We start from the raw sequence: 14,121 nt of genomic DNA, 5'->3' as shown, positions 1-14,121 counted from the left end.
TTGGCCTCAAGGTTGAACAAACAAAATGATTTGGCGCGAAATACCGTCTTCGGAGTTCGCCTTATCAAACCTCTGCGTATCTACTGATCCTAGAAATCGCTTCGCGCCATTCCGGAAACAACTCGATGGCCAGCGCTTGCATGGTTTTCAGCACTGGGTGCGAGCGTCGTTCATGTGACTGGCGAGTCTCGATACGGTGGGCTGGTAGACCAAGGGAGGCGGCATTGAGGTAAGCCACTCGGTCTGGAACTACGGTATTTAGAACTGAGATTGTGGGAGCTTCAGTGAAGCCCTCGTACAGGCCACGGATGATCATTCGCGTGTCTACTCGGATGCTATTTACCTGGTTCAGCAGTAGTCGCAACGGTGGCAGCGTAATACCCAGGTGACGAAATGGTTCCAGGTCAGTGAACAGTCTCAAAGTGCCGCGACGCAGTTCGCGGGCGGCTAGCATTTCCGGTGTGATGGGGGAGAGGGCGATATCGCACGCGAGAATGGCCATCTCCAGCAGCACACTGCGGGCGCCTTGGGTGTCGATCAAAAGCAGGTCATAGCGGGGACGAAAATCGTCGAGCAAATTGCGCAGCCGTAATCGCCCGTCAGGAGCATGCAGCAGTAATGTACTTAACTGGCCCTGAGCGTCATTGGAGATGATCAGGTCGAGTCCTGCAATCACGGTCTTGGAAACAATCTGTGCAGGCGTTGTTAAGTTGAGTGCAATGAGCTCGTACGCGCCAGCGACAGCTTTCTGGCTCAAGGCGTAATAGCTGGAGAGGGTGGGTTGGCTATCTAGATCGAGCAATAGGACGCGTAGACCAGCATCCGCCAGCAGACCGCCGAGATTGGCGGCTACTGTCGTTTTGCCCACTCCACCTTTGGTAGACACCACTGATACCACACGCATGGCATCAGGCCTGCTGCGCCAAACGCTGATTGATCCATTGTTCGATCTCCAGCGAGTCCCAGCCGACTGCGCGAAGTCCAATGCGTCTGGCTTGGGGGAATTTTCCTTCCTTCATCAAGCTGTAGATGTGTGCACGCTTGAAGCCGGTTTTACGCTCCACCTCCTCACGCCGCATGATGTGACGTTCGACCGATGGTTGATTTGCTTTAGTGATGGGGGCGGGATGGTTGGGCATGCTGGTCACTCCTGGCTTCGATTGACGCGTAGTGGGAAGTGATCTGAATTAAATAGTGGAAGAGACGTGGCGTCATTGCGCCGCAACGGGAGTGATTGCAGTGCAATCCGCCTCATCGATTTATGAGGTTGCGCTTACCGGCAGCAAATTTTTCGTCCAGCGTACGTTTGGTTATGCCCGGTACGTTTTTATAATGAGCGGTTAGCGCGTCAACGATGGCCGCTTGGGACTGGAAAACCGACAATGGTTTTCCAGCCGGGGACTTGTCGAGAAACAGATTGACCATCGCCCCGATAATGTTGAGATAGACGGATTCGCTGCGGTCGCTGATTTTACGATTAGTCTTGAGCAAGTCATGTATGTTTTTTCTTTCCAATCCGATGGCTTCAAGGTCGTTTAGCAGCTGCTGATGAGCTGCGTCCAAACTCTTTATTTGCACTTGCAAAGCATCCCGATCACCTTGCAGTGCTAAGTATGTTTCAATGCTAATGGCTCCTTTTTGATTGGGCCCCTCCCCAAAGAGAAACGCTGGTCGTTGATCAGGGTAATATCGCGACATCCAAAATCTTAGATCAGTGTGGCGGACGGTTATGTGATCGTAATTAACGGGAGTGCCAATGGCCACTGGTACGCCGAAACACCCATAAGCGAGCTCCCCGTGTTGAATGGCATCGATAATTATTTCCGTATTTGCATGCAGGCAGGGCCACTGCGGGAAGCTATTTTTGAGCCGGCTTGGGCAGCGCTGAGCCACTTCGAGTATTTCTTTTTCGTAGGTAATCAAGTTGCACCAACGCAAGGCTGCATCAATGGGCCTATAAAAAAGTTTTGCATAGAGGTTGCAGCTTTGAGTCGCATACATAAAGCGTCACTCCATTGAGATGTTTTGCTCCTGATTTTGCAAGTTGGCGTATGATTGTTCGGTGTGGAATCCGCATGAGTTGGGGGGGTGATGAGGTTAGTGTGTAGTTGTCGTTTAGTAGTGCGGGTGTGAAATGTTATTGCTGTGCGTGGTTTATGTAGTGAATAACATGTTTGGTCTGTTGTGAAGGGGGTTGGGTTGTTTGTCTTGTGTTTATATGGGTCGGTTTTTGTTTGCCTTCTTGTCGAGAGGGAGCTCTAATTTTATGCTGGTAAAAATTTATGATTATTCAGAATAATCTACTGCATTCCTTCGTCGCGAAAAGGACAAATTATTGATTAATTCTGCCATATTTGAAGGTGGCTCACCATTACTATGTCGCTGATGCCTGAGGCGGGCGACGGCGCCAGTTTTACCCGGACTGTTCTCCGGTACTTGGCTGCGTTCGCGCAAACTTCAAATCAGTGAATTTGGCGCAAATGTTGTTAAGCAGAGGGCCGCACCGCACAGCACCCCCAGGCCTCGCAGAACACATAGCTACCTACTAGATGAGCTGCGAATATTAGGATCACCTAGCCGCCTTTTGAGCCTCAAGTTTGAGACGAACCCAGTGCCTGGCGCAAATCGTCGACAAGGTCCTCAATCGCCTCGAATCCTACCGACAGACGAATCATTCCCGGTTTCACGCCAGCCTTCGCTTGTTCCTGCTTGTTCCTGCTTGTTCCTGCTTGTTCATCTGCCGATGAGTGGTGGAAGCAGGATAGTTGTGGCGTGGCGAGCGCTAAAACAAGCCCATCCATGACTACAGTTTACGTAAAAATTTCTGCCCTACGGCGAGAAGCGTGACATTTAGCTTGGGGAAAAGCTTCGGTATCGCGCTACGGCTTGGAGAGCTCGCCAGCATAAGATCTCAAGTGCCAGTCGTGGCTGCTTTGCCTGACGTCGTTCCTAGCGGGCCTCGACCGTTAGGTTGACGTAACCGTCCGGGCAATACACCTTCCTGACGCCATCGCTTAAGGGGATGGTGTCCACCTAAATTACGCGGACACAATCACCCTTATTGGCCGAGGTCGGAAGGTGTGTTCCCCCGGCCCCTTACTGTGTTCAATCAGTGGGTGGAGTTTCGCAGGCTGAGCCTGAAGGAAGGGCACGCGCTCGCAGATATTAAGGATCTTCAATAAAGACGTTCTGCCGATACTGGGCAACTCCAAGCATCGCTGACAGTGCCTCAGATACTCTGTCCATACTCTCTATCACTGTGCTAGCAATAGCGTTTCTCTGAGCCAAATTGCGTACATCTTCGTTGGGGCGACGACCCTCAAGTGTTCAAATCCTCGAAGCTGAAGGTCGATTACCCAACGAGTTGCAGCCATGAGTGTATTGGGCAACCGATCGCGCGAGCATGTCCGGTAACTGTGTTGGATTGTCACCTAATGTTCGCTCAATGGTTTGACCCCGGGCAACGATGGCCATGGCTGCTGCCGGTTAGTAAGGCTGCTTGGGTATTGGTTGCTTGTTCATACCGTGCTGCATTGGCGTCATCTTTATGGACGTGGGCAAGGCGATGATTGCTGTCCGCTGCTGATGAAATGGCTGTTGAGTTGGATTGATCCTTAAGAATCGTCGAGACATGGCTGAAGCTTAAAACCGGTAGGCTATTCATAACCGTCTCCAGCATTTTGGGCATAAGTGTGTTCGGTGGCGATCCCTGGATGGTCCAGAGAAAACTGACGCACCTTCTCGCCTGAACGCTCTGTGCGGTCGAGGCGTGCGGCTGCTTGCTGGATAAGCTGTTGATCTAGTATGACTAGGGTCTCTTAGTGAGGGTTGACGATGGCAGCCCGGGTGCGCAGCACCAGCACGCCGCCAAGGGCGATGAACAGGGCCAGCACATAGAGGGCGAGGCTGGCGCTCTGGGTGGTGTCGCGCATCCAGCCGATCAGGTAGGGCGCGAAGAATGAGGCGATGCTGCCGAAGGAGCTGATCAGCGCGATACCGGCGGCCTGGGTGCCGTTGGACAGGAAGGCCGGCGGCAATTGCCAGAACATCGGCAGCGCCGCACTGGCGCCCATGCCAGCGACGATCAGGCCTGCCAGCACCAGGGTCGGGTTGCCAGGTGAGAACCCGGCGACCGCAATGCCCAGCGCTGCCATCAACAGTGGCACGCACAGGTGCCAGCGGCGTTCGCGATGGCGGTCGGACGAGCGCCCGCAACCGATCATGAAAAAGCAGCCGGCCAGGTAGGGCACCGCGCTGAGCAGCCCGACCTTGCCGTCGCTGCCGATGCCGGCGCCATGGATCAGGGTCGGCATCCAGAAGGCCAGGGTGTTCACCGCCAGCATCACGGCGAAATACACCGCCACCAGCAACCACACCTGGCGGTTGTGCAGAATTGCGGAAAACGAGGTGATGGATTTTCGCTGTTCTTCGCTGTGCAGTTGCTCGCGCAGGTGTTGTTTTTGCGCAGGTGTCAGCCAGGTGACGCTCTCGAAATTGTCCGGCAGGCATTTGAGCACCACCAGCCCGAGCAGAATCACCGGCGCGCCCTCAATCACGAACATCCACTGCCAGCCGCGCAGGCCGCCCAGGTCATGAAAATGCTCAAGGATGCCGCCCGAGAGCGGCCCGCCGATCACCCCGGCCATTGGCACCGCTATCGCAAATAAGGCAGTGATTTGTGCGCGCCGACCGGCCGGGTACCAGCGGTTGAGGAACACTAGGATGCCCGGAAAGAAACCCGCCTCGGCGACCCCGAGCAAAAAGCGCAGCACATAGAAGCCCGTCGCGCTTTCGACCAGGAACATGCAGGTCGACAGTGCGCCCCACACCACCATCAGTGTGGCGATCCATCGCCGTGGGCCGACGCGGTCCAGGGCCATGTTGCTTGGCACGCCGAACAACGCGTAGGCGATGAAGAACAGGCCGGCGCCGAACCCGTAGACGGTGTCGCTGAAGTTGAGGTCGGCGCTCATCTGCATCTTGGCGAAGCCGATATTGATGCGGTCTAGGTGGGCGAACAGGTAGCAGATCAGCAACAGCGGCATCAGCCGCCAGGTGATGGCGCTGTGGGTGCGGTCGCGGACGACGGTTGCAAGGGTGTCGGCGGTATTGGCTGTGCTCATGGTTTTATACTTTTTGTCTGAGAGGCCGATGGGACGAACGGGCTGGGGCGGGTTAACTCACCTGTGCCTTGAGGAAGGCGTGCACATTGTTCTGCTTGAAATTGAACTGCTCGTGCAATTCGGCCATTTCAAATGACAAGGCCAGCAGGCGATGGGCTTGCAGCTCGGCGAGTGCGCGGTGATCACCTCGAAGAGTTTTTCGGCGACGACCTGCCGTGTCGTCAGGTCGCGGCCATGGCCGACCTTGAGGGTCATGTGCACGAAGGCGTAGTCATGCCTGCCGTCGGCCATGCGCCAGGTGTCCAGGCGCACGCCGCGGCTGCGGATGCCGCCCAGCGGGAACACGCCGCTGTCGCCCAGGGTGGCGTGGACTTTTTCGAACAGGCCGGGCAGGTCTGCCTGCTGTTCGATGTTGTCGGTGTACTCAGCGATGAAGTGGGGCATGGAACCTCCTGCGTCGGTAGCTTTTAGTGGCAAGCTTCAAGCGGCAAGTGAGCGTGATCGGCCTGTAGCTTGTAGTTGTTCTTGTTCAAACCGGGAAAATGGCGTTGATCTGCCCGGTGCCCGAGCTGCCGAAGGGGTCGGTGATGATCTCGGCGGGCTTGGCGTACTCCGGCCCGCCGAGCAACCCCAACAGCATGGCGGTGTCGTGCATCTTGCCTTCGCCAAAGCAGTGCTCGGCGTAGTCGGGGAGCATGGCGCAGAACTCTTTCCAGCGACCCTGGCGCCACAGTTCCACCACATGCAGGTCGACCTGTTTGTCGAACTCGCGCGTCCAGTTGTGGATATTGGCTTCGGCGTTGCGATCGTCCGAGAAGCGGTGCGACAGCGACCCGGAGGCCAGCACCACGACTTTGCGGTCGCTCTTTTCGATGGCGCGGCGCACAGCGGCGCCGAAGGTGAAGCTGTCTTGCAGACGATGCCAGGCGCACCAGGCGGCAATCGATACCACGTTGAATTTTTGATCGTCCGGCACGCCCATGTGCATGTAGCGCATCGGCACCAGGGTGCCGTATTCCAGCTCCAGGCTCGGAATGTTGTGGGCCAGGGTGCGCACGTCGGCCGCGTTGGCCTCCAGCGCGATCAGCTCGCCCAGCTCCGGACAGCCCGGGTACTCGTACTCCATGTTCTTGATGAAGTGCGGCAGTTCGTTGCTGGTGTAGATGCCCTTGAAGTGCTCGCCGCTATTGACGTGGTAGGCGCTGTTGACCAGCCAGTGCACGTCGAACACCACGGCGGTGTCGGCGCCCAGTTCACGCGCACGCCGGCCGATTTCCTTGTGGCCGGCAATCGCCGCCTCACGGCAGCCATGGTGTTTGCCGGGCAGTTCCGATAAATACATCGAGGGGACGTGGCAGATTTTCGCGGCCAGGACGACTTCGCCCATGATGATTCTCCTGAAATTGTTGTTGTTGTCTTAGGGGATTTTGGTGTTGCTCAGACGCCCCAGCGTGGAATGTGATGGCTGCCCATCGAGATGCACACGTTCTTGATTTCGGCGAACACCTCGAAGCTGTACTGGCCGCCTCCATGACTGGTGCCGGAACCTTGATTATCTGTTCGAGGAGTTGAGCGCAGAGATGGTGAGTTATCGTCCCGGGTGTAGCGCGGCGCTGGATAGCTTGACGGGACTGACCATGGTGAGTTTGTTGTGCCTGTTTTCCAACTCGTTGGAAGCAAGGCCGGCTTGGCACGAGGATTTGAAAATTTTCCACCGGTTTAATGAATCGATTGAAGCTCATTCCCTGCAACATTGACCCTTGTCGCGTTACGCTGACGGTATCGGGGGGGCGGAAGCACGGCTCAATGACGTGTGTCGGAGTATCGCCGACCTGCCGCCCAAACGGTCTATGATTGAACGTCTGATGCAGGGAGCTAAACGTCTGCTGCTGTTTACAAGCAGTTCCGCCAATGAAGTCTGCTATCAGCTTGGCTTCAAGGATCCGGCTTACTTCTGTCCGTTCTTCCAGCGCTACGCGCAGATCATTCCGGGGGAGTATCGCCAGCGGTAGCCGGGGTTGCGTTGAACAGAGCATAGGAGAATTGGCTGCTGTCTTATTGATCTTGTGCTGATGATCATGGCCGCCGATTGGGTACGTAAAAATGGCTTTTACGGTGAATTAATTGCACTTTTCAGAGCGCTTTGGCAGGAGATGCATTGATCTTGAACGAGGGAGGGATGGGCAAGCGGGCGTTGGGCCGGCAGGCTGGCTACACTAAGCTGCCGAATCGCTTATTCAAGTATTTCGATATGGCTCCCCCAGACTTTCCCTGACGCTGGCCCGCGGGAAGATTGGCTTAAACTGCCAATTCGGGGTTCTGCGGAATGGCAAGATTTCTTTAAGCCAGACCTGGGGCCAGATGCTGCATGTGCTGATGGACCAGCTTCGCAGGGACGGTCTCGACAGCCAAGACTCCATTGGCGAGGGCGAGGGCGAGGGCGAGGGCGAGGCTGGGCAGTAGGCCTTTATCTGGTTGTTGGCGTCAGCGTTCGACGTCAGTGGCTCAGCGGGAGATGGTCTGACATCTACTGATCATGGCTATGTTGCGTCGTCTTTAAATGAAGTCGCTGTGCCAAGAATGTTACTTATCGAAGCTACATATCGTTTGGCGAGAATATTCGACTCACCTAAAAAGGGGGGGAACTGTATCAATCAGCAGTGCTATAGGAACCATTTTCTGACCGGCTGAAAATCGCAGCGAGATAAGTGCAAGAGCCCTACGCTAGTGAAGTCACGACCGATACCACGATATTTTGAGACTCTTCGCATTACCAACCGACTCAATCAGGCCCAGAAATTGCTCGGACGCCCGGGTTAATTACAGAGGCATGCCATGCAAATCAACCAAATGACTATGACGAATTATGAGCTTGACTTATTCGCTCAAGTCGTCTGGCGACTCCGCACAGGTGGCGCGGGTGATGACGTGCGTCAGCAGGTGCTTGGTGATGTTACGCTGTTACTGCGGTCGGACTTTGGAGCTTCGTACCTTTGGGATAACGGACTGAGTCGATCAACCCGTTGCGCAGCGGTCAATATTGATGCGCAAATGCTTAGGGAGTATGACAAGCGAATTCACGTGAACGATGTCTTAACACCGGCGTTAAGATCCAAGCGCCAAGCTATCTGTGTCGACGACGTGATCAGTCGGCGAAGCTTAGAGCAAAGTGAGCTCTACGCCGAATTCCTCAAGCCGTGCTGGATGCACCATGGAGTGAACATTTTCTTCTTCAACCAAGGTCGGGATGTGGGTGATTTGCGCATATGGCGTAGCGTCGATCAACCTGCGTTTGGAATTAGAGAGCTTTCACTGCTTAACGCGCTCACACCCTATTTTCAGAAAGCACTTGCAGCTGAAATGCCTCCTAAGGGTGCTTTGAGTCCACGAGAACGGGCTGTTGTAGAGCACGTTGCGGCAGGTAGAAGCGATAAAGAGATCGCCCGTATAATGTCCATAGGTTTCACCACGGTTCGAACTCATTTGAAGAACGCGATGATCAAGACAAACTCTGGTAATCGAACCGAGCTTGCCATGCGTATGGGCGCGCACTGACACCTCCTCATTAATGAGGATGTTTGACGGATATTTCCATGTGCGTAAATGAATAATCGAGACCTGCAGTGGGGATCGAATGATTCGCAAGGAATATCCGTGAAGACCAGACTCTCTTGCTTAGCGATCGGCCTTATGGCAGCAAGCGCTGGCGTATCGGCGTCGGACATACCGAAAGACTTCTACTTGATGAGCGCTGAGCAGACGGCACAAGCCATCTGCGCGAAGAAGGTTTCCAGTCAATCGGTTGTCAGCTACTGGCTGGGCCGCATTGACGCGCATCCCGAGCTCAACGCTTTCATTTCTTTAAACCCAAAGAGAGCCTTGAGCGAGGCCCGTGCTGCTGATGCGCGACTCGCTAAGGGTGAGCAGTGCCTTCCCTTGGGTGGCGTCCCTATAGCGATAAAGGACAACATTCAGGTCATTGGTTTTGCGAACACAGCCGGTACTCCAGCTCTCGTTAATTTCTTTCCGAAGGTAAATGCGCCGATTATCGATAAGCTTCAGGCCGCAGGCGCCATTGTGATCGGCAAGACCAATATGCATGAGCTCTCGTTTGGCGCTACCGGTTACAACACTGCCTTTCATCTTCCACGGCTGATCGGTGTACGCAATGCGTTCGATAACTCTCGCATTGCCGGTGGTTCGTCATCTGGGAGTGCCGCCGCCCTGGGGGCTCGGTTGATTCCGATCGCAATGGGAACGGACACAGGTGGCTCAAGCCGTGCGCCCTGCGCGTTGAATGGCTGTGTTGGATTTCGCCCAACGGTTGGGCGATACAGCAGTGTAGGCATCACACCTATTTCGACCAGTCGCGATACCGCAGGCCCAATGGCCAACAGCGTCGGAGATATCATACTGCTGGATTCGATTCTCAGCGGTGCCTCTCTTCTGAAGCCAATACCTGCCCATCATATTCGACTGGGCATTCCAGATTTCTTCTGGGCTGATCTAGAACCGGAAGTCTCGGCACAAGCTAACGCCGCTGTAGAGAAGCTCCGCAGTTCGGGAGTTGAGATCGTCTCAGTCAGCATGCCGGGTATGGGGCAATTGGCATCAGCTGTGGCAACGCCAGTTGCGATAATGGAAGCGCGTAAGGCCCTGACTGACTACCTGAAATCACAATCCACCGGAGTGTCATTCGAAACCCTGGCCACCAAAATTTCGAGTCCCGACGTCCAAGGTATTTTCTCGGCTATGGTGGTGCCTGGTAATGTCGTTGGGTCTGATGGAAAGATGATTCCTGGCGGCCCGGCTTATGCGCAAGCGATCAAGACGGGTATCCCAGCCTTGCTAGCTCTCTATAAAAAGACATTCGAGGAGAACAAACTCGATGCTCTTCTGTTCCCCACGGTTCCAGAGGTGGCAAGCAAGGCCGGCCCTGACGCCGGAACGCCTCAAAAATTTGGTCGGATTATTCGAAATACCGACCCGAGCAGCAACGTGAAAATGCCTGGTCTTAGTATTCCCGTAGGTGTTGGGAAAGAGTCCGGACTTCCTGTAGGAATGGAGATTGACGGATTGCCTGGAACGGATGCCCAACTTCTGGCAATCGGTCGCACGCTTGAGTCGATCTGGGGGCCTGGCCCACTTTCGCCCATCGCACACTGATCGACTGGTCTTACCTTAAGCGCAACTGCACTGGCTGCGCGACCAAAAACCTTTCTCGGATTAAATGAATGAACGCGATCTCACTCGTCGCAGGTACTTCTGCGCGCCGATTTTGTGTAACCGCTGGTTTGGCTTTGGGTAGTATGGCGAACTCGGCATGGGCCGTTTCGTCGACCACAGACAGTAGTCCAGTCAAGGCACACCTGATCGTTATCGATCTGATGCTGGAGAACCTTAACACTGGACCTCGCCCCCATACATTCGCCAACGCTGGTGCAGTTTTCGCTGGCGCCGATTTTGACATGTCAAAAATCATGGGGTTGACAGGCGGCACGTTCCAGTTTGAATACACATTCTTTCCGTGGATGCGCAATGAAGGTCAGCCGACTGCTAACGCTTGGCAAGGAGCCACAGGTAGTGCACTAGGTGGCGCAGCTATGCGTAACGACATCGACAAGGGATATCTGTCGAAGTTTGAATACCAACAAATGCTATTGGATAACCATCTTGAGATCGACGTTGGTCGTAGCAATCCTAAGCGGCATTTTTACATCATAAACTGCGAAAACTGGGTTACTTGTAATGACCCAATCATTGAAAACACCACCGGAATATTACCTTACCCATACGGTAGCTGGGGCGGTTACTCGCGTTACTCATTCGACAATGGTCAGTACATACATGCTGGCGCTTTCGAGTCCAACCCTACTCATTACATCAAACGCACCAAGGGATGGAACTGGGACCCGGGCGACGCGAGTGGTATCACTTGGTTGGCAGGCATCGGTGCTCAAAAAGACTTCGCGCAGACTCCCTTGGCCTATCACTACGAGCTTAATAGTTTTTACAATACCTCCGAACAGACCGACATATTGGATGGCTCGACCCGTCGTGGAAGCAGCGGCTTAATTTACCGCTTTATGCAAACGCTATCTCGCGAAGGCGGTTCTTCTGCCGGAAACCCAGACAAAGCGTGGCAAGTATTCGGCGCATGGACTTGGAGTGCTGACGATCTACAGCCTTTCGAACACTTCGTGGAGGCAGGTATAACCCGTGTTGGCCCATTCGGGCGCCCTCAAGATTCAGTCAGCTTGAAAGCGAGCTATCTACGTTTGGGAGACAAGCAAGTTCAATATCAGCATGACCAGCGACTTCTAGCCACCGGTGTTGACCAAGGAGTGTCGAAAGGAGAGTCGCGAGTAGAGCTCAACATGGTGTGGCAGGCGACACCTTATCTAGCACTCCAGCCAAGCGTGCAGTACGTGTTCAACCCCAGCAACTTCTACAATCCGCAGGCTGAGGTTAGCAGCAATGGAGCCGTCGTCGGATTGCAGATAGTTTATAATTTGGGATCTCAAATTGGCCTTTAAATCCCAGTTCTGGTCACTGATCAGACCTCAGCCGCTCTGCGTAGGATATCAACATAATCTTTCTCCTGGTTGTGTTAGGTGGCAGAGATGCCGAAAAGATTACCGGGCCGCAAGAAAATTATGCCCCAGGCAGTAAAGTTCGTGTACATGATGGTGACATCGCCAGAACAGTTACGGGTATAGCGTAGGTTGACATAGCGGGCAACTAATTTGGTGGTGTGGATGCTTTCATCAATAACGCAGGTATCTTCAATTCCAAGTTTTCGTGCTGCTAGTTTTTCCGTAACTCTTTGTCCTGAAATAAAATTTTCTTATTTCCAGGCTTCGAGAAATAAATCGCAGTAGTCGCACCTTGTCCACGCCCAGCAGGCTAACGGAATAATTGAGAGAGGAGAGTTTGGCAATAACGGTGTTAGTCTTCTGGTCAGCGAGCAGATATTGACCATCCGGAGCGGGCTTACAGTTCATCATCGAGCAAATGCTATTAAGGACATTTGTAGAGTGATAGTCAGAAATTTGCTTTTTGAATGCTGATAACAAAGGCTTGCGTATCCGATACGGATACGCAAGCCTTTGATGGCTAGGAGTAAATTAGACGGATAATGTCCTTTGTGGTCTCGATGTAGCCGTCGACGTCCTCGTCAGTCATCGGAAGTGTGAGTCCTACCTGGCCACGGTGGACAGGATAGTAGCCGCGAGTCGCCATTTCCAATGCGTAGATGCCCATGCTGTTTTCGTCGATTTTATGCCAGTAGTCACGATGCGTATTGATGGTCTGACCTAGCTCTCTAGTGAATGCATAGGCGAATACCGAAAAGGAGCCGAAAACGGTAAACGGATATTTGGATTCTTTCGCCCAAGTATTCAGCTCGAATTTGATCTTAGCCGCCATTTCGTTGAGTCGTGCATAAGCCTTCTCATCCATGGCCTTAAGGCAGGCAATGCCCGCTGCGCATGCCAATGGGTGGCCATGGTGGGTGCCCGAGATCATGACCTGATTTTCCTCGATGACTCGAAAAACCTCTTTGCTACCGCCCACCGCCCCGATAGGTAGGCCCCCACCGATCATTTTGCCGAGGACTGTCAAATCTGGCTTGATTTGATACTCGCTTTGCAGACCCTTTATATTCGCTCGAAGTGTGATGGTCTCATCAGCGACTAAGAGGATTCCCAGTTCCTTTGTAAGAGTTCGAAGCTTTTGCACGAAATCTTTATCGAGCTCTACGATACCTCCCGCGCAGGTCTGTAACTCCATGATCAGACACGCGATTTCTTCCGCATTGCCCCGGAGAATTTTTTCGCAAGACTCAAAGTCGTTTTGAGTTAAAACGATGACGTTGTCGCTTTTATACGCAGGGATCCCATCGGAATCTGGAAGTGCCTTAGGATTAGTATCCGGGCCGGGGAAATTGTTCGGGTTAGGGTGAGCCGAGATCGCTAGGTCGTCGGAAAAACCGTGGTAACCACCTTCAAATTTCGCAATTTTTTTACGTGCAGTATAGCCTCGTGCGATCCGCACGGCACTCAAGCATGCCTCACTGGCAGAGCAGAAGAATTTAACCTGCTCAACGGAGTCAATGCGCTCGCAAATCAGTTTGGCAAGATCGAGCTCGTGATTCGTAGGGTTCCCAAATGAGAATCCATTTGGCAGCGTTTCGTGAATTGCCGTTATGATCGCTGGATGATTGTGGCCCAATACATTAGTGGCGAAATTATTATTGAGGTCGAGTAGCTTTTTTCCTTCGATAGTATGAAGATATTGAGCCTCGCCCTTATCGATGAAAATCGCATGTGGGCCATAGCCAAATGTTCGTCTGCTAAAACCTCCTGGAATGTATTCCTTTCCTTTCGAGGTTTCTTTCTTTGAAAGGTGAAAGGCTTCAGAGAAATTATTTAGCGACTGCTGGTAATTAAGCTTCATGGCTATTCCCGAAGTTATATTGTTTTGAAAGTCTCAGACTTGCCAATGGTTTATGCATATTTCTATCTTGGGATTCGACACCGAAATTAAAATTCAAGAGGTGCCGGGTTGTTCCGGATTATAATCACTAGTACAGCTTCTGTTCCTGTGCACTTGACTAAAGCTTAGGCCATAGTATTTTTCCTGTTAGTATCAGAGCAATGGTCATTTGTAGATCGTTTGATCAGGTTTCGTGATCGCTGGGGACTGAAAGCTATATCGTTGAAAATAATGCGTAGCCTCTTCAATTTCCTGAATCGAAAGGACTCAAACTGAAGGGCTTGAATTGGGAAGTAATGCTGTTTCGGCGCAGCCGAGGCTGGGGCGCCGGTGTGTTACCGTGGGAAAAGGCTTTGTTACCGACTGCTTCCTACCTGCCCATGATGCGTACTGGCTAGTAACGTTTCTGAGGGGGCGCGAAGGTACCACGGGTTCTTGATCGGCATTTTGAACCTAGTGCTCATTGCGCAAGAGTGTCAAACGTCATAGATATGCTACGCGA

At 53.2% G+C, this 14,121-nt stretch carries 10 protein-coding genes and 5 pseudogenes; 4 read left to right on the top strand and 11 right to left on the bottom strand.

Going from position 1 to position 14,121, the window contains the following annotated elements:
• Positions 1-64: 64 nt before the first annotated feature.
• From M1E16_RS15180 to M1E16_RS15135, 10 genes and pseudogenes are all read right to left on the bottom strand, one after another.
• The gene (locus M1E16_RS15180) at positions 65-904 is read right to left on the bottom strand and encodes a ParA family protein (protein ID WP_458127733.1); all 840 of its coding nucleotides are present in this window, start codon (positions 902-904) and stop codon (positions 65-67) included.
• Positions 905-908: 4 nt separating this feature from the next.
• Positions 909-1,139: an AlpA family transcriptional regulator gene (locus M1E16_RS15175; RefSeq protein ID WP_458127732.1), complete on the bottom strand. Its 231-nt coding sequence runs from the start codon at positions 1,137-1,139 to the stop codon at positions 909-911.
• 112 nt (positions 1,140-1,251) lie between these two features.
• The gene (locus M1E16_RS15170; RefSeq protein WP_458127731.1) at positions 1,252-2,001 is read right to left on the bottom strand and encodes a hypothetical protein; all 750 of its coding nucleotides are present in this window, start codon (positions 1,999-2,001) and stop codon (positions 1,252-1,254) included.
• Positions 2,002-2,591: 590 nt separating this feature from the next.
• A pseudogene (locus M1E16_RS15165) lies at positions 2,592-2,764 on the bottom strand (PLP-dependent transferase); the annotation flags it as partial.
• 678 nt (positions 2,765-3,442) lie between these two features.
• Positions 3,443-3,664, bottom strand: a complete 222-nt coding sequence (locus M1E16_RS15160; RefSeq protein WP_458127730.1) for a hypothetical protein — start codon at positions 3,662-3,664, stop codon at positions 3,443-3,445.
• Positions 3,665-3,683: 19 nt separating this feature from the next.
• Positions 3,684-3,806, bottom strand: a pseudogene (locus M1E16_RS15155) (2-oxo-hept-4-ene-1,7-dioate hydratase); the annotation flags it as partial.
• Between the two features lie 12 nt (positions 3,807-3,818).
• Entirely contained in the window at positions 3,819-5,123 is a 1,305-nt protein-coding gene (locus tag M1E16_RS15150) for an MFS transporter (RefSeq protein WP_458127729.1), read from the bottom strand.
• 52 nt (positions 5,124-5,175) lie between these two features.
• A pseudogene (locus M1E16_RS15145) lies at positions 5,176-5,567 on the bottom strand (5-carboxymethyl-2-hydroxymuconate isomerase).
• 85 nt (positions 5,568-5,652) lie between these two features.
• Positions 5,653-6,510 carry a 3,4-dihydroxyphenylacetate 2,3-dioxygenase gene (gene hpaD / locus M1E16_RS15140; protein ID WP_458127728.1) on the bottom strand — a complete coding sequence of 286 codons (858 nt, stop codon included), beginning with the start codon at positions 6,508-6,510 and terminating at the stop codon, positions 5,653-5,655.
• A gap of 50 nt (positions 6,511-6,560) precedes the next feature.
• Positions 6,561-6,674: pseudogene (locus tag M1E16_RS15135) on the bottom strand (hypothetical protein); the annotation flags it as partial.
• On the opposite strand from M1E16_RS15135, the pseudogene M1E16_RS15130 reads away from it, so the two are divergent.
• From M1E16_RS15130 to M1E16_RS15115, 4 genes and pseudogenes are all read left to right on the top strand, one after another.
• Positions 6,665-7,135, top strand: a pseudogene (locus M1E16_RS15130) (helix-turn-helix domain-containing protein); the annotation flags it as partial. The pseudogenes M1E16_RS15135 and M1E16_RS15130 overlap by 10 nt on opposite strands.
• 823 nt (positions 7,136-7,958) lie before the next feature.
• On the top strand, positions 7,959-8,678 hold the full coding sequence (locus tag M1E16_RS15125) for a response regulator transcription factor (RefSeq protein WP_458127727.1): 720 nt from the start codon (positions 7,959-7,961) through the stop codon (positions 8,676-8,678).
• Between the two features lie 99 nt (positions 8,679-8,777).
• On the top strand, positions 8,778-10,289 hold the full coding sequence (gene iaaH, locus M1E16_RS15120) for an indoleacetamide hydrolase (RefSeq protein WP_458127726.1): 1,512 nt from the start codon (positions 8,778-8,780) through the stop codon (positions 10,287-10,289).
• A 68-nt stretch (positions 10,290-10,357) separates the two neighbouring features.
• Positions 10,358-11,659, top strand: a complete 1,302-nt coding sequence (locus M1E16_RS15115) for a carbohydrate porin (protein WP_458127725.1) — start codon at positions 10,358-10,360, stop codon at positions 11,657-11,659.
• A gap of 580 nt (positions 11,660-12,239) precedes the next feature.
• Here the strand turns inward: M1E16_RS15115 and M1E16_RS15110 are convergent.
• Positions 12,240-13,580: an aspartate aminotransferase family protein gene (locus M1E16_RS15110; RefSeq protein WP_458127724.1), complete on the bottom strand. Its 1,341-nt coding sequence runs from the start codon at positions 13,578-13,580 to the stop codon at positions 12,240-12,242.
• Positions 13,581-14,121 lie beyond the last annotated feature (541 nt).

Source organism: Pseudomonas sp. Z2-11 (assembly GCF_054161305.1).
The sequence above is the reverse complement of the archived record's forward strand: the minus strand, read 5'-3'. Positions and strand labels throughout refer to the sequence as shown.

Excerpts from the sequence above, each read along its gene's own strand:
- hpaD (WP_458127728.1), bottom strand. The coding sequence starts at position 6,510 with ATGGGCGAAGTCGTCCTGGCCGCGAAAATCTGCCACGTCCCCTCGATG.
- M1E16_RS15110 (WP_458127724.1), bottom strand. The coding sequence starts at position 13,580 with ATGAAGCTTAATTACCAGCAGTCGCTAAATAATTTCTCTGAAGCCTTT.
- M1E16_RS15115 (WP_458127725.1), top strand. The coding sequence starts at position 10,358 with ATGAACGCGATCTCACTCGTCGCAGGTACTTCTGCGCGCCGATTTTGT.
- M1E16_RS15175 (WP_458127732.1), bottom strand. The coding sequence starts at position 1,139 with ATGCCCAACCATCCCGCCCCCATCACTAAAGCAAATCAACCATCGGTC.
- M1E16_RS15180 (WP_458127733.1), bottom strand. The coding sequence starts at position 904 with ATGCGTGTGGTATCAGTGGTGTCTACCAAAGGTGGAGTGGGCAAAACG.
- M1E16_RS15170 (WP_458127731.1), bottom strand. The coding sequence starts at position 2,001 with ATGTATGCGACTCAAAGCTGCAACCTCTATGCAAAACTTTTTTATAGG.
- M1E16_RS15150 (WP_458127729.1), bottom strand. The coding sequence starts at position 5,123 with ATGAGCACAGCCAATACCGCCGACACCCTTGCAACCGTCGTCCGCGAC.
- M1E16_RS15125 (WP_458127727.1), top strand. The coding sequence starts at position 7,959 with ATGCAAATCAACCAAATGACTATGACGAATTATGAGCTTGACTTATTC.
- M1E16_RS15160 (WP_458127730.1), bottom strand. The coding sequence starts at position 3,664 with ATGAATAGCCTACCGGTTTTAAGCTTCAGCCATGTCTCGACGATTCTT.